Origin of the sequence: uncultured Albimonas sp., assembly GCF_963977235.1 — a bacterium.
Lineage (GTDB): Bacteria > Pseudomonadota > Alphaproteobacteria > Rhodobacterales > Rhodobacteraceae > Albimonas.
Genome location: NZ_CAXBOD010000016.1, coordinates 1 through 21,623, shown reverse-complemented (window position 1 = coordinate 21,623; position 21,623 = coordinate 1). Strand labels below are relative to the sequence as shown.

General features: G+C 73.3%; 20 protein-coding genes and 1 pseudogene. 11 read left to right on the top strand and 10 right to left on the bottom strand.

All coding sequences use genetic code 11. From position 1 onward, the window contains the following. The first annotated feature begins 148 nt into the window (after positions 1-148). A complete protein-coding gene (rnpA, locus tag AAC134_RS10255) occupies positions 149-634 on the top strand; it encodes a ribonuclease P protein component (protein WP_339949037.1) in 486 nt (161 codons plus the stop codon). Continuing rightward, the gene (yidD, locus tag AAC134_RS10250; RefSeq protein ID WP_339948989.1) at positions 631-882 is read left to right on the top strand and encodes a membrane protein insertion efficiency factor YidD; all 252 of its coding nucleotides are present in this window, start codon (positions 631-633) and stop codon (positions 880-882) included. Before rnpA ends, yidD begins: the two co-directional genes overlap by 4 nt. Positions 883-1,060: 178 nt before the next feature. On the opposite strand, the gene AAC134_RS10245 is transcribed toward yidD, so the two are convergent. Next, entirely contained in the window at positions 1,061-1,663 is a 603-nt protein-coding gene (locus tag AAC134_RS10245; RefSeq protein WP_339948988.1) for a hypothetical protein, read from the bottom strand. A 137-nt stretch (positions 1,664-1,800) separates the two neighbouring features. Here AAC134_RS10245 and ttcA point away from each other — a divergent pair. Both ttcA and AAC134_RS10235 read left to right on the top strand, forming a co-directional pair. Then, positions 1,801-2,616 (top strand): annotated as a pseudogene (ttcA, locus tag AAC134_RS10240) (tRNA 2-thiocytidine(32) synthetase TtcA); the annotation flags it as partial. A 173-nt stretch (positions 2,617-2,789) separates the two neighbouring features. Then, the gene (locus AAC134_RS10235; protein ID WP_339948987.1) at positions 2,790-3,203 is read left to right on the top strand and encodes a VOC family protein; all 414 of its coding nucleotides are present in this window, start codon (positions 2,790-2,792) and stop codon (positions 3,201-3,203) included. Positions 3,204-3,456: 253 nt separating this feature from the next. On the opposite strand, the gene AAC134_RS10230 is transcribed toward AAC134_RS10235, so the two are convergent. Both AAC134_RS10230 and AAC134_RS10225 read right to left on the bottom strand, forming a co-directional pair. After that, complete coding sequence (locus AAC134_RS10230) at positions 3,457-3,966, bottom strand: pyridoxamine 5'-phosphate oxidase family protein (RefSeq protein ID WP_339948986.1); 510 nt, start codon at positions 3,964-3,966, stop codon at positions 3,457-3,459. Positions 3,967-4,139: 173 nt separating this feature from the next. Continuing rightward, on the bottom strand, positions 4,140-4,589 hold the full coding sequence (locus AAC134_RS10225) for a thioesterase family protein (protein WP_339948985.1): 450 nt from the start codon (positions 4,587-4,589) through the stop codon (positions 4,140-4,142). A 510-nt stretch (positions 4,590-5,099) separates the two neighbouring features. Between AAC134_RS10225 and AAC134_RS10220 the strand changes: the two genes are divergently transcribed. Then, positions 5,100-5,813 (top strand): HAD family hydrolase, encoded by a 714-nt coding sequence (locus tag AAC134_RS10220; RefSeq protein ID WP_339948984.1) that lies wholly within the window; start codon positions 5,100-5,102, stop codon positions 5,811-5,813. Between the two features lie 76 nt (positions 5,814-5,889). Here the strand turns inward: AAC134_RS10220 and AAC134_RS10215 are convergent, their stop codons facing one another. Next, on the bottom strand, positions 5,890-6,501 hold the full coding sequence (locus tag AAC134_RS10215; protein ID WP_339948983.1) for a hypothetical protein: 612 nt from the start codon (positions 6,499-6,501) through the stop codon (positions 5,890-5,892). A gap of 245 nt (positions 6,502-6,746) precedes the next feature. On the opposite strand from AAC134_RS10215, the gene AAC134_RS10210 reads away from it, so the two are divergent. Continuing rightward, positions 6,747-9,035: a xanthine dehydrogenase family protein molybdopterin-binding subunit gene (locus AAC134_RS10210; RefSeq protein WP_339948982.1), complete on the top strand. Its 2,289-nt coding sequence runs from the start codon at positions 6,747-6,749 to the stop codon at positions 9,033-9,035. Positions 9,036-9,371: 336 nt separating this feature from the next. On the opposite strand, the gene AAC134_RS10205 is transcribed toward AAC134_RS10210, so the two are convergent. Continuing rightward, positions 9,372-9,731, bottom strand: a complete 360-nt coding sequence (locus AAC134_RS10205; protein ID WP_339948981.1) for a hypothetical protein — start codon at positions 9,729-9,731, stop codon at positions 9,372-9,374. Between the two features lie 355 nt (positions 9,732-10,086). Between AAC134_RS10205 and AAC134_RS10200 the strand changes: the two genes are divergently transcribed. Both AAC134_RS10200 and aat read left to right on the top strand, forming a co-directional pair. After that, positions 10,087-11,166, top strand: coding sequence for a DUF2235 domain-containing protein (locus AAC134_RS10200; protein WP_339948980.1), 1,080 nt, complete (start codon positions 10,087-10,089; stop codon positions 11,164-11,166). Between the two features lie 157 nt (positions 11,167-11,323). Further along, complete coding sequence (aat, locus tag AAC134_RS10195) at positions 11,324-11,980, top strand: leucyl/phenylalanyl-tRNA--protein transferase (RefSeq protein ID WP_339948979.1); 657 nt, start codon at positions 11,324-11,326, stop codon at positions 11,978-11,980. Here aat and AAC134_RS10190 read toward each other — a convergent pair. The 4 genes from AAC134_RS10190 to AAC134_RS10175 form a co-directional block, all read right to left on the bottom strand. After that, positions 11,917-12,621: a DUF2155 domain-containing protein gene (locus AAC134_RS10190; protein WP_339948978.1), complete on the bottom strand. Its 705-nt coding sequence runs from the start codon at positions 12,619-12,621 to the stop codon at positions 11,917-11,919. The genes aat and AAC134_RS10190 overlap by 64 nt on opposite strands. Beyond that, complete coding sequence (locus AAC134_RS10185) at positions 12,618-13,394, bottom strand: class I SAM-dependent methyltransferase (RefSeq protein ID WP_339948977.1); 777 nt, start codon at positions 13,392-13,394, stop codon at positions 12,618-12,620. Before AAC134_RS10185 ends, AAC134_RS10190 begins: the two co-directional genes overlap by 4 nt. Further along, positions 13,391-13,846 (bottom strand): outer membrane lipid asymmetry maintenance protein MlaD, encoded by a 456-nt coding sequence (gene mlaD / locus AAC134_RS10180; RefSeq protein WP_339948976.1) that lies wholly within the window; start codon positions 13,844-13,846, stop codon positions 13,391-13,393. The genes AAC134_RS10185 and mlaD overlap by 4 nt, the downstream gene beginning before the upstream one ends. Positions 13,847-14,351: 505 nt before the next feature. After that, the gene (locus tag AAC134_RS10175; protein ID WP_339948975.1) at positions 14,352-15,845 is read right to left on the bottom strand and encodes a phosphomannomutase/phosphoglucomutase; all 1,494 of its coding nucleotides are present in this window, start codon (positions 15,843-15,845) and stop codon (positions 14,352-14,354) included. A 352-nt stretch (positions 15,846-16,197) separates the two neighbouring features. Between AAC134_RS10175 and AAC134_RS10170 the strand changes: the two genes are divergently transcribed. Then, a complete protein-coding gene (locus AAC134_RS10170) occupies positions 16,198-16,578 on the top strand; it encodes an NADH:ubiquinone oxidoreductase subunit NDUFA12 (RefSeq protein ID WP_339948974.1) in 381 nt (126 codons plus the stop codon). Between the two features lie 440 nt (positions 16,579-17,018). Here the strand turns inward: AAC134_RS10170 and AAC134_RS10165 are convergent, their stop codons facing one another. After that, a complete protein-coding gene (locus AAC134_RS10165; RefSeq protein ID WP_339948973.1) occupies positions 17,019-18,809 on the bottom strand; it encodes an alpha-amylase family glycosyl hydrolase in 1,791 nt (596 codons plus the stop codon). 228 nt (positions 18,810-19,037) lie between these two features. Here AAC134_RS10165 and AAC134_RS10160 point away from each other — a divergent pair, with 228 nt between their 5' ends. Together AAC134_RS10160 and recR are read left to right on the top strand one after the other, a co-directional pair. Then, a complete protein-coding gene (locus AAC134_RS10160; RefSeq protein ID WP_339948972.1) occupies positions 19,038-20,849 on the top strand; it encodes an ABC transporter ATP-binding protein in 1,812 nt (603 codons plus the stop codon). After that, the gene (gene recR / locus AAC134_RS10155; protein WP_339948971.1) at positions 20,846-21,439 is read left to right on the top strand and encodes a recombination mediator RecR; all 594 of its coding nucleotides are present in this window, start codon (positions 20,846-20,848) and stop codon (positions 21,437-21,439) included. Before AAC134_RS10160 ends, recR begins: the two co-directional genes overlap by 4 nt. Positions 21,440-21,623: the final 184 nt, after the last annotated feature.

Here is a 21,623-nt window from a genome sequence, read left to right as displayed (position 1 = left end):
TGAACGCCAGCGCGGCGCAGCGCCGGCGGACAGCGCGCGTGCGGGCGTCGCGCCCGCGGGCGCAGACGATTGCGCCGCGACCGGCGAGGGGCCCTTGCCCGGCCCTGACGCCCCCCCGGCTGACGACGCCCCGGCTGCCGGCGCCCGGATGCCGGAGGGCGGCGCGCCCTCGGCGCAGGTCTCCCCCGCGCGGCGTCCCTCGGTCATCAAGCAACGCCGCGACTTCGTGCGGGCCGCCAACCACGGCCAGCGCCTCGGCCTGCCCGGGCTGAACCTCCAGGCCCGCCGCCGCCGCGCGGAGGAGCCCGCAGAGACGCCGGTGCGCGTGGGCTTCACCTGTTCGAAGAAGGTCGGCGGCGCGGTGCAGCGCAACCGCGCCAAGCGCCGCCTGCGCGCCGTCGCGGCCGAGGTGCTGCCCGCCACGGCCCGGCCCGGCTGGGACTACGTCCTGATCGGCCGGCGCGAGGCCACCGCGGCGCGCCCCTTCCCCGCGCTGCTCGCCGACCTCGCCGAGGGCGTCGCCCGCCTGCATGCGCGCGAGGACAAGGCCGACGCCGCCCGCGCCCGCGGCGAGACGCCGGCCCCGCCCGCCGACCGCCCCCCGCGCAAGTCGCGCGGCAAGGGGAAACGGTGAGCCTCGCGGCCCGTCTCCTCGCCCGCCTGCTGGCGCTGCCGGTCCATGCCTATCGCCTGCTGATCTCGCCCTGGCTGGGGCGCAACTGCCGCTTCGCGCCGAGCTGCTCGGAATACGCGCTCGAGGCGCTCGAGACCCACGGCCCCCTGCGCGGCGGCTGGCTGGCCCTGCGGCGGATCGCGCGCTGTCATCCCTGGGGCGGCGACGGTCACGATCCGGTGCCCCCCCGCGGACCCGCGCGGGACTAGCCCCCCCGCGGACCCCCGCGGGACCAGCCGACCGGCGGACCCGCGCGCCGGCTGGCCGCCAGCCGCCTGCGCCGCCCTCGCCGATCCGCGCCCGCCGCCACGCGCGGCCCGGCCGACCCGCCGCGGCGAGCGTCCGGCCCCCACAGGCGGGCGGATCGCGCCGCGGCCTGCGCCGACCTCAGCCGTCCTCGCCCAGTTCCCTGAGCAGCAGCGCCGTGTCGACGTTGGGCGCGAGCCGGCGGACCGTGGCCACCTGCGCCCGATCGTCGTATTCCGAGCGGAAGCTCAACGCGCCGCCCTGTCGGGTCCAGATCGGGCGGCTCAGGTGCATGGTCTCGCCCGCGCCCAGGCGCAGCTCGTCCGTGGCCACGACCGTGCCCGCCAGCGGGATCGTCTCGCCCGAGGCGCCGCCGATCGGGATCAGCGCATCCACGTTCCAGCGGCCCGGCGGCACCGCGCCATAGACCGTGCCCCCCTCGAGGCAGTCGAGCGTCGCGATCTCGCCCGAGGTCTGCTCGCGCAGACGCAGGCCGACCGGGCGCGCGACGCCGCCCTCGATCAGCGACGGCTCGACGATCAGCAGCGCCGCGCCGCGGGCCGACAGCGCCTCGGGCGAAGCCGAGGCGACCAGCGCCCGGCACTCGGCCTCCGCCATCGGCGGCCGCGGCGGCGGGCCGCCCTCCGGACTGCCGCCCGCGCAGGCGCCCAGCGCCACGAGGCCGACACAGGCCGCGGCAAGGCGCGACGCGGCGGGGTGACATGGCGCGCGGTGATTTCCCATCGACCCGGTCCTCCTGCTGGACGGCGGGACGATAGGCCCGCCACAGCCCCCCCCGCAAGCCCGAGCCGCCCGCAACCCCTCGCCCCGCCCCCCGGAATCCGGTTGCGCGCCCGCCCGCGATCCCCTATCGCCGGAGCATGTCCGACACCGACGCCGAGCTTCCGCCGCTGCTGCGCGGCGCCCCGGGAACCACCGAGTTCCGCAAGCTGCGCAAGCGCGTGATCCGCGAGACGCGCGAGGCGATCGAGACCTATGGCATGGCGGCCAAGGGCGATCGCTGGCTGGTCTGCCTTTCGGGCGGCAAGGACAGCTACACGCTGCTGGCCGCGCTGGTGGAGCTGCAATGGCGCGGCCTGCTGCCGGTCGAGCTGCTGGCCTGCAACCTCGACCAGGGCCAGCCCGGTTTCCCCGCCACCGTGCTGCCGGCGTTCCTCGAGCGCTGCCAGGTTCCCCACCGGATCGAGTTCCGCGACACCTACTCGATCGTCAAGGAGAAGGTCCCCGCCGGCCGCACCTACTGCGCGCTGTGCTCGCGCCTGCGCCGCGGCAACCTCTACCGCATCGCGCGGGAGGAAGGTTGCCAGGCCGTGGTCCTGGGCCACCACCGCGACGACATCCTCGAGACCTTCTTCCTCAACCTCTTCCACGGCGGGCGCCTCGCGACCATGCCCCCCAAGCTGATCAACGAGGACGGCGACCTGAGCGTGCTGCGCCCGCTGGCCCATGTGGCCGAGCAGGACTGCGAGCGGTTTGCGCGGGCCATGAACTATCCGATCATCCCCTGCGACCTCTGCGGCAGCCAGGAGGGGCTGCAGCGCCAGCAGGTCAAGGCGATGCTCGATGAGTGGGAGCGCCGCTCGCCCGGCCGCCGCGCGGTGATGTTCCGGGCGCTGTGCAACGTGCGCCCCTCGCATCTCGCAGATCCCACGCTCTTCGATTTCGCCGGGCTGATGGCCGGCGCCGAGGCGGGCGCAGCCGAGGGTCTGCCCGGCGGCGCGCTGGGCGAGGGCTATCAGGCGCCGCCGCGCCTGCCTTCCCGGGCGCGCGGGCAGACCCTCGAAGATCCCGCGGATCAGGCCGCCGAGCAGGTCTGAGCCCTCAGAACACCCTACAGGAGTCCAGCGCCATGACCGCCGCGCCCCGCGTCCTTGAAACCTGCCTTTACGCCCAGGACCTCGACGCCGCCGCGGCGTTCTACGGCGAGGCGCTGGGGCTGGAGATGATCCAGTCGGTCCCAGACCGGCACCGCTTCTTTCGCGCGGACGGGGGGATGGTGTTCATCTTCAACCCGCTGAGCACCCCGATCCCGCCCGAGCCCGACGCCCCCCTGCAGGTGCCGCCCCATGGCGCGCATGGCCCGGGGCACATCTGCTTCTCGGCGCAAGGGCCGGGGATCGAGGGCTGGGCCGCGCGCCTCGCCGCCCACGGGATCGGGATCGAAAGCCGGGTGGAATGGCCCAACGGCGCCGTCTCGATCTATTGCCGGGACCCGGCCGGCAACTCGGTGGAGTTTGCCGAGCCCAAGATCTGGGGCCTCTGAACGGGCGACGCCGGATCCGATCCTTCGCCCGCGAACCCGTCGATGACCAGATGCAACGCCGCGCGCGGACCGAAGCCCGCGCGCGGCGTTAGGGAGGGGGCAGACGCGCCTGAGCCCGGCCGCCCTGTCTCGGCGCGGCGGGAGCGGCCGGAGGGAGCGCGGGCCGCGGCCCGGCCCGCCTCGCTCGCCGGGGGCAGTCTTCGACACGTCGACGAAGCTCCCCCGGGCCGCCCAGCTGTCCCTGCGCAGGGCCTCAGGCCGCGACGGCGAACTCGATCTTGGCGCGCACGCCGACGTCCGGCTCGCCGCCCTTGAGGTTGGCCTTGGCGATCTCCCAGCCGAACAGGGCGCCGTTGTTGGTCGAGGCCCAGACGTCGGCCTCGCGCAGGTCCATCTCCAGCATCACCAGGTCGGGATCGTCGCGGCCATGCTCGAACCAGCTCGCCACCACCGGGTTCCAGAGGTCGTCGAGCACCCGCTCGTCGCGGTGCACGCGGATCGGGCCGGAGGCGCAGGCGTGGAAGTCGTGGTCATCGCCCACCACCACGTAGCGCGCGGTGGCGCCCTGCCCGATCTCGGACACGATCTCCGCGCCGCGGCGGGTCACGAACCACAGCTTGCCTTGCGCCGGCTCGGCGTGGTGGGACATCGGCTGCAGGTTGGCCTTCATGCCCTCGACCCCCAGCATGCCGGCGGTCACGTCGTCGAGCTCGTCCCAGAACAGCGCCTGGGGATTTTTCTCGGCCTTTTTCAGGTCGGTCATCATCGTCTCCCTTCAATGCGGTCCCGTTCGCGGGGCCCTCGGGAGGCGATCTGTCGCCAGGGATGGCAATTTCCGGGCAGACAGCCAACCTTTCCGCGAGACGGATTGGCTGTTCCACAGCATGGGGACCGGTCGCGGCCCGCGGCCGGTCCCTCAAGCCTGCGTGCTGGGCGTCAGGCCGTCGCCGCCTCCGGCAGCATCAGCTTGCGGGCCTCTTCGAGCATGAACTCCGGCAGGGGCTTGGGCCGACGCGAGGCGCCGTCGCAGTAGACGTGCACATAGCGGCACACGGCGTTGGCCCGCGCCTCATGCTCGCCGAACAGCGCCATGCCGTAGGTGATCGAGGAGCTGCCGATCCGGTCGATGCGCATCCCCACCACCACGTTCTGGGGCCACTTCACCTCCGAGAGGTAGGTGCACTGGGTCTCGGCGATGATGCCGATGTAGGGGCCGTTGGGCAGGACCAGACCGCAACACTCGATCAGCCAGGCGTTCACCACGGTATCGAAATACTCGTAGTAGACCGTGTTGTTCATGTGCAGGTACTGGTCGTTGTCCTTCAACCGGGTCGTCATCGGGACGAACCGGAGATACTGGTCGCGCAGCGGACGATCGCGGGGCATCGGGGCTCCTTCTCGGGTCGGGGTCTCCTCCGACGACAGCCTTCGACGAAATCGGGCGCGTTGTTAAGCTTCGCCTCGGTCACACCCTCGCCGAGCCGCGGGGCGGAGGGTCGCTCGACCGGCCCCTGGAGGAGGGCGCCGCCCTCGACACCGGCAAACCTCGGCGAAGGTCAGGCGGGCGATGACGGCGCGGGAAAGGCCCGGCGCGAAGTCCGGCGCCTCGCCGCCCTGCGGGCCGAAGCCGAACAGGTGCGCGCCGCCGCCGCCGAGCAGCGCGTCGGCGCCGGCTCGACAGGCGGTCGGTCCCGGCCTGCCCGCACAGCGCGCCGTCCCCGACCGGGCGCGCGAGCCCTCGTCACCCTGCGCGGCCGGCCTCAGCCGGGCCGACAGCGCCCCCCGGACCCTCGCCTCGACCGCCCGGCACGGCCGCGCCGGCTTTCCCCGCCCGCCGCCTGCCGCTAGACACGGAAGGACCCCCGCGCGTGGGGCGGACAAGCGAGGGGCGCAGGCATGATCCGGGGCATTCTCTTCGACAAGGACGGCACCCTGCTGGACTTCGAGGCCACCTGGCGCGGCTTCGTCGAGGAGACGCTGGCCGCCGTGATCCCCGATGACCTCGCGCTGCGCGACCGGCTGGGGGATCTCGCCGGGCTCGACCCCGTGACGGGGCGGTTCCGGGCGGGATCGCCGGTGGTGGCGGGCTCGACGGCGGAGGTGGCCGCGCTGTGGGCGCCCTATCTGCCCGGACGCGACGCGGAGGGGATCGCGGCCGAGATCGACGACCGCGCCGCCGCGGCGGTGATGCGCGGACCGATGGCCGCGGCGCCCGACCTGCCCGCCCTGCTCGAGGCGCTGCGGGCGCGCGGGCTGGCGCTGGGGGTGGCCACCCACGATTCCGAACGCGCCGCCCGCTCCCACATGTCGATGCTGGGCGCGCTGGAGAAATTCGACTTCATCGCCGGATACGACAGCGGCCACGGGCTGAAGCCGGGGCCGGGGATGGTGCAGGCCTTCGCCGGCGCCGTCGGCATCGCCCCCCACGAGGTGGCGATGATCGGCGACAGCCTTCACGACCTGGGCGCGGGGCGCTCGGCCGGGGCGGGTCTGGTGGTGGGGGTGCTGACGGGACCGGCCGAGGCGGCGGAGCTCTCGCCCCATGCCGACCGCGTCCTCGGTTCGATCGTCGAGCTGCCGGATCTGCTGGCGGAACTGGCGCTGGCCTGAGCCCCGCTTGCCGGGCGGGCGTCAGGCGAGGAGCTCAGGACCGGGCGCCCTCACGGCGCAGCCGGTCGGGCGCGGGTCAGTCGAGCGCGGTTCCCTCGCGCGCCGGCCCCTCGGCCGAGGCTCCGGCTTCGGCCGCCGCCTCGCCCGGCGCCAGCGATCCGAACGCCGTGCTGAGGCCGACCAGCGGACGCTCGCCGGCCGCGGTTCCCAGTTCCACCGTGAAGCCCGAGCCGCCGCCGGGCGCCATCGACACCTCGGCGTCCGAGGGGCGGGCCGGCCGCTCGGCCAGGCGCGCGACAGGGGTGTCGGTGGGGCTTGCGGCGACGCTGGAGGGCGAGAGCACGAGCGTGACCTCGGCGCCCAGGCACTCGTCCCCGCGGGCGACGCAGTAGGTCAGCCGCTGGACGCCCGCGCATTCGGCCGCGCCCTGGTAGATCATCCGGTCGCCGCTGCGATAGGCCACGCCGCAGGCGGGCGCGGTCATGATCAGCACCCGTCGCCCGTCGCCGTCCACCGCGCCGCGGTCGTTGGCGACCACGTCGATGGCATAGACGTCGTTGGCGGCCAGTTCGACCACATCGTCTCTGGGATGGATGCCGGGTCCGGCGCCGAAACGCCCCATGAGATCGCCGCTCTGGACCACGGCGCCCAGGGCGATCGTCAACACGACTCCGGTCAGAATCGTCATCAGTCTGTCGTCACCACGCACGCAACTCACTCCACAGCATGCACGCACACAACACGCTCGATACACCCCGAAGATTAACGTCGCGCTTCGATGAACGCTAGCGAAATCATTCACGCTATCTTCAGCTACTGTCTTGCGGCGACCGACTCATCGGCCCGTTGCACAGTCTGTCCAGACAATAGTAACCTTCCCGGCGGTCTCGCGCGACCCTCCGCGCATCTTTCCGCAAAATTCGGAGTCCGCTGATGAAATTTGGTCTCGGCCAGCCCATTCGCCGCCGCGAAGACGTGCGCTTCCTCAAGGGCGAAGGCCAGTACGTCGACGATATGCGCGCCACGGGCGACCTGCACGCCTTTTTCCTGCGCTCGCCGGCCGGACACGCCCGAATCACCGGCCTCGACGTCTCCGCCGCGCGGCAGGCCGAGGGGGTGGAGCTGGTGCTGACCGCCGCCGAGATCGAGGGCCGGCTGAACCCGCTGACCAACGACTTCCCGCTCGAGAGCACCGGCGAGGGCGTCGAGCCGGTCAAGCCCGTGACCATGCCCCACCTCGCCACGGACCGCGTCCGCTTCGTCGGCCAGCCGGTGGCGATGGTGGTGGCCCGGACGCTTGCCCAGGCCCGCGACGCGGCCGAGCTGATCGAGCTCGACCTCGAGGAGCTGCCCGTGGTGGTCGAGCAGCGCGCCGCCCTCGAGCCCGCCGCGCCGGAGCTGCACGCAGAGGCGCCGGGCAACCTCGCCTACGACTGGGGGATGGGCGACGCCGAGGCCACCGACGCGGCCTTCGCCAGGGCCGCCAAGACCGTCTCGGTCGAGGTCGTGAACAACCGCATCGTCGTCGCCTCGCTGGAGCCGCGCGCCGCCCGCATCGGCTGGAGCGAGGGGCGCTGGGAGATCCACGCCGGCACCCAGGGCTCGCACAATCTGCGCGCCAAGCTCGCCCGTCAGCTGGGCGTGGACGCGGCGACCATCCGGGTGATGACCCCCGATGTGGGCGGCGGCTTCGGGATGAAGCTGCAGGCCCACCCCGAGGACGCGCTGATCGCGATCGGCGCGAGGGACCTGGGCGCCACGATCCGCTGGACGGCCGACCGGTCGGAGGCGTTCCTCTCGGACGCGCAGGGCCGCGACCTGCTGACCCTGGCCGAGGGCGCCTTCGACGCCGAGGGGAAAGTGCTGGCGATGCGCTTCCACTCGGTCTCGAACCTGGGCGCGTATTATTCGACCTTCGGAGCGGCGATCCACACGTTCTTCTCGGCGCCGATCTCGGGGGGGATGTACGACGTGCCGGTCTGGCGGCACGAGGTGAAGGGCGCCTTCACCAACACCGTGCCGACCGACGCCTACCGCGGCGCCGGCCGGCCCGAGATGATCCATGTCACCGAGCAGCTGATGGAGACAGCCGCCCGCGCCTTTGGCGCCGACCGGGCCGAGTTCCGCAAGCGCAACCTGATCACCTCCGACCAGACGCCCTACACCAACCACGGCGGCTGCGTCTTCGACAGCGCCGATCCCGCGCGCAACGTCGACGACGCCTTGGCCGCCGCCGACTGGGCGGGGTTCGAGGCGCGGCGCGCCGAGGCGGCCGGGCGCGGCAAGGTCGCGGGCATCGCCGCGGCCTACTACTTCGAGCGGACCGGCGGCGGCCCGGCCGAGAGCGCGCTGATGAACGTGACGCCCGAGGGCGAGATCACGCTCGCCGTCGGCACCCAGTCCTCGGGACAGGGCCACGAGACCGCCTGGCCCCAGATCGTGCACGAGGAGCTGGGCGTCGACCCGATGAAGATCCGCCTGCTGGCGGGCGACTCGGACGTGCTGACCGCGGTCGGGGGCACCGGCGGCTCGCGCTCGCTGATCATGGCGAGCCGGGTGCTGATGCTGGCGGCCGAGAAGGTGATCGAGAAGGCGATGGAGGGCGCCTCGAGCCTGCTCGAGGCCGCCAGGCCCGACATCGAGTACTCGGTCGAGGACGGCGGGCGCTTCCGCATCAAGGGCACCGACCGCTCGGTGACCCTGTTCGAGGCGGCCGCCGAGATGGGCGGCGTCGAGGCGCTGGGCGAGGTCAACGACCGGGTCGCCACCTTCCCCAACGGCTGCCACGTGGCCGAGGTCGAGCTGGACCCCGAGACCGGCGCGGTCGAGATCACCCGCTATTCGGTCGCCGACGACTTCGGGCGGGTGGTGAACCCGCTGCTGGTCGAGGGCCAGGTCCACGGCGGACTGGTGCAGGGCGCGGGCCAGGTGATGGGCGAGGTGATGGTCTTCGATCCCCAGACCGCGCAGCCGCTGTCGGGCACGTTCATGGACTACCGGATGCCGCGGGCCTCGGATTTCCCGCCGATCTCGTTCAAGCTCAACGAGATCCCCTGCACGACCAACCCGCTGGGGGTGAAGGGCTGCGGCGAGGCCGGCGCCGTCGGCGCGATCCCCGCGCTGGCGATGGCGATCCAGGACGCGTTGCTCTCGGCCGGCGTGGGCGTGGCCGCGCCGCCATTCACGCCCGTGCGGGTCTGGAACTACCTCAACGCGGCCTGATCGGGACCCGCGCGGCGGGGGCATGGCCCCTCGCCGCGCGCATCGGCGGGCCCGCGCCGGGTCTCTGTGGTGGGCACATCAGGGCGTTCGGCAGGCCGCGCAGGGGCGTGAGGGGGCGGCGGGTTCAGGCGACCGACGACGCGCGTCTCGAAACTCGGGACCCGATCGCAGGCGGACGGCCATACGCCCTGCGCCATGCACCCTGAATGAAACAGGCGCGCCCGGTGGGGCGCGCCTGTTTCGATTGACGTGTCTGGCTCTGACGGCGGCGGGCGAGAGCCGCCCGCAGGGCGGTTCTCGTCGCGCCAACCGGGTCCGGCCGGGGCGCGGGGGCCCTCAGGCCACGGCGGCCATGGTCAGGCGCACGGCGCCGTCGCCGGCGGCGGCGCGGTCGGCCGGCGTCCAGGCGCCCTTGCCGCAGGCGCAGGCGGCGTTGCGCGGCAGGCGGCCGTCGGCCACCAGCTCGAACGACAGCCGCCCGCCCTCGTCGCTGAGCACCAGCATCGACTGGGGCCGCGCGCCGCCGCCCTGCGCCTCGAAAGCCTCGGCCGCGGCGCGCACGCCCTCGGCCAGACGGGCGGCGGCCGCCGCGGCCTCCGCCTCGGGGACGCCGGCGCGGGCCAGCGCCCCGCCCGCCCAGAGTTCGGCCTGCTGCGCGGCTTCGGGGCCGCAATCCATGAAGATCAGGTCACGCATCTCACTAACGCTCCGCTCGCTCTCGTGCCGCCCGTTGTGCGTCGGGCCGCTCCCACGGGTTCTTGATGCCACGTCGGGGGTAAATGAGGCGCAAACGCGGCGGCGGATGGGAGCAAAGCGAGGCATTCGCTCCGGCTCCCGTAGCATCTCGACGTCGTCGCGAGGCCGGCGCCCGAGCGCCGTCGCCCCGGCGCCGCCTCGCCCCCGGGGCGCCCCTTTCCCGCAAACTGCGCGCGCCCTCGCCCCGCGCCAGCCCCCTTGCAACCCGGGGCCGCTGGCCGGCAAGGTCCGGGATCCGCGGCCGCCGCCGCCCGACCGTTTCCGGAGATCCGCCGGCCCTCCCGCGCGCCGCCCCATGACCGAGCCCGCCGCCCCCTCCCGTCGTCCCCGCGTCCACGTCTTCATCGTCGACGGCACGCTGTCCACGCTCGAGCCGGGGCGCGAGACGCATGCCGGGCGGCTGTTCAAACTGCTGGGCGAGGGGGGGCGGAGGGCGGATCTCGCGCTCGACCACCACCCCGGCGTGCAGGGGCGGGGGCCGCGCGGCTGGTTGCGCGCGGCGATCGGGCTGGGGCTGAACGACGCGATCCTGGATGGCTATGCGCGTCTGTCCTCGCGCTGGCGGCCGGGGGACCGGATCTTCCTCTACGGCTATTCGCGGGGCGCCTATGCGGTGCGCTCGCTGGCCGGGCTGATCGGCTTTGTCGGTCTGCTGCGGCCCGAGCGGGCGATCCATCGCCGGGTGCAGCGGGCCTTCCGACTCTACGAATCCGGCGACGCCGAGCGGGCGGCCGGGTTCCGCGCGCTGCACGGCCATGACGCGCGCGCGTCGATCGACCTGGTCGGGGTCTGGGACACGGTGAAGGCGCTGGGCATCCCCTGGCCGGGGCTGTCGTTCCTGCACCCGATGGCGACCGAATTCCACGACCACCGCCTTGGCGCCCATGTCGGCCACGGCCTGCACGCGCTGGCGCTCGACGAGGATCGGGTCGCCTTCCGCCCCGAGACCTGGCGCCTGGACCAGCAGCGGCCCGGCCGGGTCGAGCAGGTCTGGTTCCCCGGCGGCCACGGCGACGTCGGCGGTCACGTCGGCGGCTTCGAGGCGGCGCGCCCGCTGGCCGACCTGTCGCTGGCCTGGATGCTCGAGCGATCGGAGGCGCTGGGCCTGCCGCTGCCCGAGACCTGGCGCGACCATGTCCATCCCGACGCCGCCGCGCCGATGCGCGGGGCGCGCCGGGGGTCGGGCCGGATGTTCGTGATCCGCGAGCGCCGCCGCGTGCGCCCCGAGAACGGCGAGGTCCTGCACCCCTCGGTGGCGCTGCGCATGGTGCGGCTGGGCTATGTGCCGCGGGCCCGCGGCGCCGCCCCGCCCCTGCCCGAACCGCCCCTGCCCGAACCGCCCCTGCCCGAACCGCCCGGCCCCGAGCAGGGCTGAGCGCCCGCCGCCCCGCCCCCGGATGCTCGCGGAGGCGGTTCCCGGGGCGCCGCAATGCCCGTCAGAGCTGTTTTGCCCCAACCCTTCCGCTACGAAAAGTTGCGCAGAGCGCCGGCCCGTGCCTATCCTTCACGATACGGTCAGGAGCCCCGCGGCCATGAGCGAGCCCATCGAACCGCTGGAGATCACCCCGACCCTGCTGCTGCGGGCCTATTCGGCCGGCGTGTTCCCCATGGCGCAGTCGGCCGACGCCGACGACATCTTCTGGGTCGACCCGAAGCGCCGCGGGATCCTGCCGCTCGACGGGCTGCACGTGCCCCGCAGCCTGACCAAGCGGATGAAGCGCGACGGCCATGTCGCCTCGGTGGACCGGGCGTTCGAAGCGGTGCTCGACGGCTGCGCCGCCCGCGACGAGACCTGGATCAACCCCGAGATCCGCGAGCTCTACGGCACGCTGCACCGGCTCGGCTACGCCCATTCGGTCGAGATCTGGATGGACGGCGAGCTTGCGGGCGGCCTCTACGGCGTGCAGCTCGGCGCGGCCTTTTTCGGCGAGTCGATGTTCTCGACCCGCACCGACGCCTCGAAGATCGCGCTCGTCTGGCTGGTGGCGCGGCTGCGCGCGGGCGGCTTCAAGCTGCTGGACACGCAGTTCGTCACCGGACACCTCAGCCGGCTGGGCGCGATCGAGATCTCCCGCGCGCGCTATCACCAGATGCTGGAGGAGGCGGTGAAGTCGCGGGCCGACTTCTACTCGCTGCCCGGCGACGCCTCGCCCGACCTGGCGCTGCAGCTGAGCACCCAGACGTCGTAGCGCGCGTGGTCCATCGCCGAGAGCGCGGGGGAGGAGGCGAACATCCACCCCGAGAACCGCGGCCGATCCTCGCGAAGGTCGCGGATCTCGAGATAGGCGAAGGCGTCCTGGCGAACGTCCTCCTGCGGCGCGCGGCAGGTCAGCAGGGCCAGCTCCAGCCGATCCTCGACCCGGGTCTCGCCGACCTTCAGGTCGATCTCGTCCACCTGGCCGGTCATCTTGTCGAGCACCTTGAGCCGCGCGCCCTCCATCGCGACCGAGGGCTGCCGCTCGGGCTTGGGCGGCTCATACTGGCGCAGGCGGCCGTTCTCGTCGGCGGGGACCTGGCGGAAGTTGTCGCCAAGCGAGCCGCGGTCGCCGGCGGGCAGGTCGCGGCCCGGCGTCTCGACGCCCGGACGGGTCTCGCCCTGCACGTTCTGCAGCGCGGCGCCCTCGGCGCCGGGGACGGCGGTCTGCGCAGGGGCGGCGCGACGCTCGGTCCAGGTCTCGATCCCCTGCGCGGGCGCCTGCGCCAGCGCGGTGGGCGCGGTCGCCCCCTGCGCCTGGGCCATCGCCAGCGCGGGCGCCGAGACGGCGAGCGTCAGCAGCAGCCCGACGCGGGGCCGCCAGCGGAGGGGAGGGCGGATCGGTCCGAGGATCATTCGGCTCTCTCCAGTCGCGCGCGAAAGCGCAGCCGCACATAGTCGGCGGTCCAGTTCCCCGCGCCGTCGCGCAGCGCGGGGGCGGCGAGCGCGGCGATCCGGGCGCGGGCGGCCTCGCGCCGCGACTCGGGCAGCATCGCCAGCGCGGGGGCGGCGAGCACCGCCAGCCACTGCTCCATCCCCGCGGCGACGGGGGTGGGGCGGGGGATCAGCTCGATGCTTTCCACGACGAAGCCAGCCGATTCCAGCGCGGCCGTCTGCTCGGCGGGGGAGGGAAAGCGCCAGACCTCGTGCAGCGTGGTCGCGACGCCCTCCTCGGCCAGCACCGCGATCATGGCGGTGCGGATCGCCGCGACGTTGCCCATGCCCCCCTGCTCGGCCACGAAGCGGCCGCCGGGGACCAGGGCGCGGGCGACGCCCGACAGCACCGCGGGCGCGTCCACCATCCAGTGCAGCGCGGCGTTGGAGAAGACGGCGTCGAAGGCGCGCTCGAAGGTCAGCGCGGCGGCGTCCATCACCTGCGCCTCGATCCCGCGGGCGCGGGCGGCGGCGATCATGTCGGGCGAGGCGTCCACGCCGGTCACCCGCGCGCCCATCTCGACCAGCCGCGCGGTCAGCGCGCCGTCGCCGCAACCCAGGTCCAGGATCCGCTCGCCGGGCGCGGGATCCAGCAGCGCCACCACCGGCGCGCCGAGGTCGGACACGAACCGGGCCGCCTGCGCATAGCCCTGCGCGTTCCAGTGATCGGCGGCGGGCGCGGAGGCGGAGGTCAATCCGAGGCTCCCGAGGACGAGATCGCGCGTCCCACCAGGTCCATCAGGTTGACCGAGCCCTGCGTGTAGAGAATCTCCTCGCCCGGAGCGAGCATCAGGTCCGAGCCGCCGGGCGTGATGGCGACGTAGTTGCCCCCCAGCAGCCCTTCGGACTGGATGGCGGCGTCGGAATCGTCGGGCAGTTTCACGGTGCTGTCGATGGTCAGCATGGCGACCGCCTGGTAGGTGCCCGGATCGAGCTCGAGCGAGGCGACCGAGCCGACCTTGACGCCCGCGATCTTGACGTCGGCGCCGACCGACACCCCCTCGACCTTGCGGAAGGCGGCCTTCAGCTCATAGCGGTCGCTGCCCGTCGGTCCGAGGTCGGCGGTCTGGGCGCCGTAGACGAGGAATCCGGCGGCGACGGCGATCACCGCCGCCCCGATCAGGGTCTCCGCCGCGCTGCTCGCCATCGTCTTCCTTTCCGCGCCGGAGCGCGCCTGCCAGCTTGCCGTGCCCGGCCCCTGCGGGAGCCCGGCCGAAATTCGGCGGCAGGTTGCCGCCTGAGCGGAGATTCCGCAATCGGCGACGCCGCCGCAACCCTGGCCGGGCAGACCGCGGTGCGCCTGCCGCAGGTAGGCGCCCGCGCGCGCGGCGCAACCCCCCGGCCCGCGCCCCCTCCCATCCGGGCGCCCCCGGTCAGAGGTCCTCGCGAAGCGCCTGTTCCCCGGAGCCGTCCGTCGCTGATGCCGATCAGAGCGACTCGTCCGCAGGGGTCAGGGATCGCGAAGCGACCCCCGAAGGGGGCTTGTCCTTGACCCCTGCGGGCGAGTCGCTCAGGCATCAACAGCGACGGACGGCTTCGGGGAACAGGCGCGGCCCTGTTCCCGGGTGAGATCCCGAAGCGCCTTCCGCGCGGCCCCCGGCCGCGCAGGCCGCGCGAGCCCCGCCTCGCGAGGCCCGCTCCGGGCGCTTTGGTCAGATCTTCTGGTCGTACTCGCCCACCGAGGGTTCGGTGCGGATGATCGCGTCGAGATCCTCGAAGATCGCGCGCATCTCGGCCTCCGACTCGGGGCTCTCGCAGACCACCACCAGGTTGGGCGTGTTCGACGACGCCCGCACCAGCCCCCAGGCGCCGTTGTCGAGCATCAGCCGGGCGCCGTTGACGGTGATCGCCTCGACGATCTTGCGGCCCGCAAGGGTCTCGCCGGCGTCCGCCATCGCGGTCAGCTTCGCGGCCAGCCGGTCGATGACGCCATACTTCTCCCCGTCCGGGCAGAACGGCGACATGGTGGGCGTCGACCAGGTCTTGGGCAGCGCGTGCTTGAGGTCGGACATCGACTTGTCAGGGTTGCGGTCCAGCGCCTTGCAGATCTCGACCGCCACCCGCATCCCGCAGTCGTAGCCGCGCCCGATCGGCTCGGCGAGGAAGTAGTGGCCCGACTTCTCGAACCCCGCCAGCGCGCCCAGCTCCTTCACCCGGCGCTTCATGTGAGAGTGGCCGGTCTTCCAGTAATCGGCCTTGATCCCGTGCGCCTTCAGCACCGGGTCCGAGGCGAACAGCCCCGTCGACTTCACGTCCGCCACAAAGGTCGCGCCCGGGTGCATCGGCGCGAGGTCGCGCGCCAGGATCACCCCCACCTTGTCGGCAAAGATCTCGTCGCCCTCGTCGTCCACCACCCCGCAGCGGTCGCCGTCGCCGTCAAAGCCCAGCGCGATGTCCGCGCCCGATTCCTTCACCGCGCGAGACATGTCGTGGAGCATCTCCATCGCCTCGGGGTTGGGGTTGTAGTGGGGGAAGGTGTAGTCGAGCTCGCAGTGCAGCGGCACCACCTCGGCCCCGATGCGCGCCAGCAGCTCGGGCCCGAAATGCGAGGCGGTGCCGTTGCCGCAGGCGCAGACCACCTTCAGCGGCCGGCTGAGCTTGAAGTCGCCCACCAGGTCGTCGAGATAGACCTCGCGCACCCCGTCGACCCGCTTGATCGAGCCGCCGGGCCGCTCGACCCCCTCGCCGTTCAGCACGATCGCCTTCAGCCGCGCCATCTCGTCGGGCCCATGGGTCAGGGGGCGATGGAAGCCCATCTTCACCCCGGTCCAGCCGTTGGGATTGTGCGAGGCGGTGACCATCGCCACCGCCGCGTCCAGGTGGAACTGCGCGAAATAGGCCATCGGGGAGACGGCCGGGCCGATGTCCAGCACCTCGATCCCCGCCTGCATCAGCCCCAGCATCAGCGCGTTCTTGATGCTCAGCGAATACGAGCGGTAGTCGTTGCCCACCGCGATCCGCGGGGGCACGCCGGCCTCGTGCATCTGCGTGCCCAGGCCCAGGCCCAGCGCGGTCATGCCGGGGAGGTTGATCTCCTCGGGGAAGCGCCAGCGGGCGTCGTATTCGCGGAAGCCCGTGGGCACGATCATCGGTTCGCGCAGCTCGTCCCAGGTGTTGGCGGCGACGGCGGGAAGCGGCTTGGGCATCTGTTGCTCCGGGTGGTCTTCGGGGCCTGAGGCGCGCCGGGCGAGCCCCCGCGCGAGGGGTTTTATGGCCCGCCGCGCGCCGCTTTGCGAGCGTCCATGCGGCGCCGCGGCAAGGCGCCCGGGGCGCATTCATTGTTTCGTCATCGGCGACGCGGCGCCCCGAGCGAAACGGCGCCTTGCGCGCGGGCATCCTTCGCGCACATCCGCGCGGGCCGCGCGGCCCGCGCCGGCGCCGGCGCCGGCGGCCAGGACCCGCTCGAGGCCCGCCCGGGACCCGCCCGCGTCACCCGAACTCTGGACGCCCGCGCGTTTCGTGGTAGAAGCGCCCCGAAGGCAGCAGACCGAGGCGGCGATGATCGACACGCTCAAGAGCATCTTCACCTGGTGGAACGGCGCGCCGATCATCACGCGCCTGACCGTCTCCCGGCAGACCAAGGTGGGCGAGGACGACCTCGGCAACACCTACTGGCGCACCGCCGACGGCAAGCGCCGCTGGGTGCTCTACAAGGGCGAGGCCGAGGCCTCGATGGTCCCGCCCGACTGGCATGGCTGGCTGCATTTCACCTGGGACGAGACCCCGACCGAGAAGCCCCTGCCGACCCAGAAATGGGAAAAGCCGCACCGCCCGAACCTGACGGGCACCGAGGCGGCCTACCACCCCCCCGGCTCGGTCCTGACGCCGGCAACCCGCCCCCGCGTCGCCGGCGACTACGAGGCCTGGACGCCGGAGTAAGCCCCGCCTGCGCGGCGCTCGGACACGAAAAAGGCGGCCCCCGGGGCCGCCTTCTTCGTGTCCGAGCGCCGCGCGCCTACGCCAGGCGCCCCGGTATCGGCCGCCCCGGCCGCAGGGCCCGTGGTCTCGCGCCGGCGCCGTGAGGCGCCTCCGGCGACCGCCCTCCGCCCCCGGCCGTCCCCGCCTGCGACCTCGACCTGTCAGACCTCCGTGCGGTCCGGGAGCGCGGCGCCCCGGCCGACGGGCGCTCCGCGGCGCCCACAGGCGGGCCGTTCGCCCCCCAACCCTCGGGCCGCCCGCCGCGCCGGCGCGCCGCCGATCCCGGGCGCCCTTGGCCCCACGCGCCAACGCCCGCCATGCGCCGCGGGCGGACCCGGGCAGCCGGCGCCCCGCCCGACGCGGCGCCCCCGCCAAAGCCGCGCGGCCGCGCGGCGTCCCTCTCAGCGCGTGAAGATCAGGGCCGAGTAGGAGCCGATCGAGACGCGGCCGTGGAAGGGCTGACCGTCGCGTTCGCCCTCCTCGGCCTCCATCGGGCCCGAGGGAAACCCTGCGAAGTCCGGGCTGTAGCCGTCCCAGTCGGTGTTGAGCCGCAGCCGCCAGACGCCGCCTGCCGGCAGGCCGATCTCGACCTCCTCGGCCGGCTCGTGGCGGAAGTTGAAGACCACGATCGCGCCCGCGTCCTGCGATCCCTCGTGGCGATGGATCGCCACCAGCTTGCGCGTCTCGTCCATCAGCAGCACCTCCGTCGCCCGCCCCGACAGCCCGGCCGCGTCCCCCACCCGGTCGAGCCGCAGCGCGATCAGGTCGCGATAGAGGCGCGTCACCCCCCGGAACGTCTCGTCGAGATCCCAGTCGAGGGGAACCTCGTCGTCGAACCAGCCGCCCTGCAGGAACTCCTGCCCCTGAAACAGCATCGGGATCCCGGCGGCCGAGAACATCAGCGCCGCCCCCAGCGCCGAGCGCTTCTGCGCCGCCCAGCCCGCCGGGCCGTCGCCGTCGATCTCATGGGGAACCCGGGACTGGCCGTTGGCCACCTCGTCGTGGCTCTCGGTATAGACCACCCGCCGGAAGGGATCGTCGGCGCCCGAGCAGGTCAGCGCGTCGACCACCGCCTGCATGCTGCGGTCCTCGTCGCGCGGGGCGATCAGCGCCTCGCGGATCGGATGCACGAAGCCCGCGTCCCACTGGGCGCCGAAACCCGCGCCGCCCTGCTCGACCGGCTCGGTGACGGCGCGGTTGCGGCGCAGGTCCTCGGCGATGGCGATGCGGCCGGGGAACCGCTCGGCGATGGCCGCGTTGACCTCCTGCATCAGGCTCCAGCCCTCGGGCAGCGCGTCGTCCTGCGACCCCTCGTCCCCCGAGATCGTGCGGATATAGAGGGTCATGTCGAAGCGCAGCCCGTCGACGCCGTAGTCCGACAGCCAGTGCAGCGCGTTCTCGCGGATGAAGCGGCGCACCTCCGGACGGCCGTAGTCGGGCCGCGTGTCGCCCCAGGGCGTGTCCGAGCGGGGGTCGTTGTAGAAATAGATCCCGCCCTTGTCGTCCTCGCACCAGCCGTCGAAGCGCCAGAGGTCGAGGTCCGAGGGTCCGAAGTGGTTGTAGACCACGTCCATCAGCACCGCGAAGCCCGAGGCGTGGGCCTCGCGCAGGAAGGCGCGGAAGCCCTCGGGCCCGCCGTAGGCGGTCTCGACCGCGAAGATATGGGCGGGGTTGTAGCCCCAGCTCAGGTCGCCCGCGAACTCCTGGATCGGCATCAATTGCAGGGCGTTGACGCCAAGGCGGCGCAGGTGATCGAACTTCTCGACCGCCGAGGCGAAGCCCCCGGGCCGGTCCGGATCGGACCGGTTGAAGGTGCCGAGATGCATCTCGTAGATCACCATGCGGTTCCAGTCGGGACGCTGGAAGCCGTCCTCGGGGGCCGAGGCGGGCGCAGTCACGATGCCGTTGCCGACCGAGCCGGTCACCGCCCGCGCCCAGGGGTCGATGCGCGAGAACACCTCGCCCCCCGCCGAGATGCGGTAGCGGTATTCGTGACCGGGCGCCGCGTGGGGGAGGTCGACGACCCAGCAGCCGTCGTCCTCGCGGGTCATCGGGTCGGCGTCCTCGGACCAGTCGTTGAAGTCGCCGACGACATGGACCGCCTCGGCGTTGGGCGCCCAGACGCGAAAGGCGGTTCCATCGGAATGGGCGACCGCGCCCATCGGGGGCGCGGCGGAAGGGGCCTCGTTCATGGCCGGATCTCCTGGAAGCGTCGCAGGGCGGGAGGTCGCCGCGGACAGCCTGGCTCGGGAACGATATGGACCGGGCGCGCGGCGCGGCCAGTGCAGGGATCGACGCGCGGCCGGCGCCCGGATCGGGACCCGGCCGGTGCGGCGCGCGCGGCGGGCGGGACGCCCTGCCCTCTGGACCTCGCCCCGCAATCCCCTAGACATGGGGGCCCGAGACGACGGAGACCCCGCATGGCCGATGCCGCCGCCCGCGCCGCAGCCCCCGCCTCGGCGCCGCCAGACCGCGCGCCGGGCCGCGCGCCGGAGGGCCGCGCCCGCGACGTGATGATGCGCATGTGGCGCGACTGGCTCTCGCCGCACTGGAAACGGCTGCTGGTCAACCTCGCGCTGATCGCAATGGTGGCGGGCTCGACCTCGGCCTATCCGCTGATCATCCGCAATGCGCTCGACGCGTTCGAGACGCGCGACGCGCAGATGATCGCGCTGGCGCCCTGGCTGGTGATCGTGGCGGTGAGTGCGAAGTCGGCCGCGCTCTACGCCCAGCGCCTGCAGACCAACAAGATCCTGGCCGAGGTCGACCGCAACCTGCAGGTGGCGATGTACGGCGCGCTGGTGCGCGCCGACCTCGCGCGCCTCGACCGCGAGGCGCCGGCGGCCACCGCCTCGCGCTTCACCACCGATATCCTGGTGCTGCACACCGCCTGCGAGAAGCTGATCACCGCGCTGATCCGCGACGGGCTGACGGTGATCGGCCTGCTCGGCGCGCTCTTGTGGATCGACTGGGAACTGACGCTCTATGCGCTGGCCGCCCTGCCCGCCGCCGCCATCCCCATCGGCAACATCGGCCGGCGCCTGCGCCGGATCGCGCGCCGCTCGAACGAGGAGGCCGCGGTGATGGCCGCGCGGGTGGCCGAGGGGCTGGGGGGCATTCGCCTGTCCAAGACCTACCGGCTGGAGGGGTATCTGGCCCGGAAGGCCGGCGAGACCTTCGAGAGCCTGCGCCGCCTGCGGGTCCGCGCCGCCGATCAGCGCGCGCGCATCGACCCGTTTCTCGAGATGCTGGCGGGTCTGGGTCTGGCGATCATCTTCTGGGTGATCGGCTCGCGCATCGCGAGCGGCGAGAACTCGATCGGCGAATTCATGGCCTTCGTTTCCTCTTTCCTGATCGCCGGGCAGAGCCTGCGGGGCTTCGGCACCCTCTATGCCGAGATCCAGCAGGGCGCCGCGGCAGGCGAGCGGATCTTCGACGTGATCGACGCGACGCCCGCGATCTCGGACCGTCCCGGCGCCACGGCGCTGCCGCGGGCGAAGGGCGAGGTGCGCTTCGAGGGGGTTTCCTTCCACTACGGCGGCGGCGTGCCGGCGCTGAGCGACGTGTCGCTGACCATCCCGGCGGGGGCGCGGGTGGCGCTGGTGGGTCGGTCCGGCGCGGGCAAGACCACGCTGATGAACCTGATCCCGCGGCTCTACGACGTCTCGGCGGGCCGGGTGGCCGTCGACGGGCGCGACGTGCGCGACGCGACGCTCGAAAGCCTGCGCGGGCAGGTGGCGGTGGTCGGCCAGGACGCGGTGATCTTCGACGACACCATCGCGCGCAACGTCGGCTTCGGCCGGCCGGACGCCAGCCGCGAGGAGATCGAGCAGGCCCTGCGCGACGCCAACGCCTGGGATTTCGTCTCGGCCCTGCCCGAGGGGATCGACACCCCCTGCGGCGAGCGGGGGCTGCGCTTCTCGGGCGGCGAACGGCAGCGGCTGACCATCGCGCGCGCGATGCTCAAGGACGCGCCGATCCTGCTTCTGGACGAGCCGACCTCGGCGCTGGACGCGGAATCGGAGGCCAAGGTGCGCGCGGCGCTGGACCGGCTGGCGCAGGGGCGCACGGTGGTGGTGATCGCGCACCGGCTCTCGACCATCCGCGACGCCGACATCATCGCGGCGATGGACGCCGGCCGCATCGCGGAGACCGGCGGCCATGACGAGCTGCTGGCCCGGGGCGGCCTCTACGCCGACCTCTACCGACTGCAGTTCCGGGAGGAGGCATGACCCAGGGACAGGAGCCCGTCGAGCGGCTGATCGAGCTGCTGGCCCGCCTGCCGGGGCTGGGCCCCCGCTCGGCCCGGCGGGCGGCGCTGCACCTGATGCGCAAGCGCGATCTGCTGCTGGCGCCGCTGGCCGAGGCGATGGCCGAGGTGGCCCGCACGGTCAAGCCGTGTCTCGAGTGCGGGAACCTCTCGACCGGCGACCGCTGCCGGATCTGCTCGGACCCCAAGCGCGACGCGACGCTGATCTGCGTGGTGCAGGACGTGGCGGACCTGTGGGCGATGGAGCGGGCCTCGGCCTATCGCGGGCGGTATCACGTGCTCGGCGGGTTGCTGAACGCGCTCGACGGGACCGGCCCCGACGAGCTGGGCCTGCCGCGGCTGGCGGAGCGCGTGCGCGACGGGGTCGCCGAAGTGATCCTGGCCCTGCCGGCGACGATCGACGGACAGACCACGGCCCACTACGTGGCCGACATCCTCCCCGACGGGGTCTCGGCGACATCCCTGGCGCAGGGGGTGCCGGTCGGCGGGGAACTCGACTTCCTGGACGACGGCACCATCGGCGCAGCCCTGAGGGCGCGGCGGAGGCTCTGACGCGCCTCGCAAACGGCGCGACGCAGCCAGGCCCGCGCGCAGGGCGCCCGTAGAAACGGATTCTGCAAACGGTCTACAGGCGCCCTGCGGGCGGGCTTGGCTGCGTCGCGTCCGGGTGGGATGGGGGCGTAGGAGTCCGGCGTGCGGGAGCCTCCGGCGGGCTCCCGACTCACCAAAGAACAGG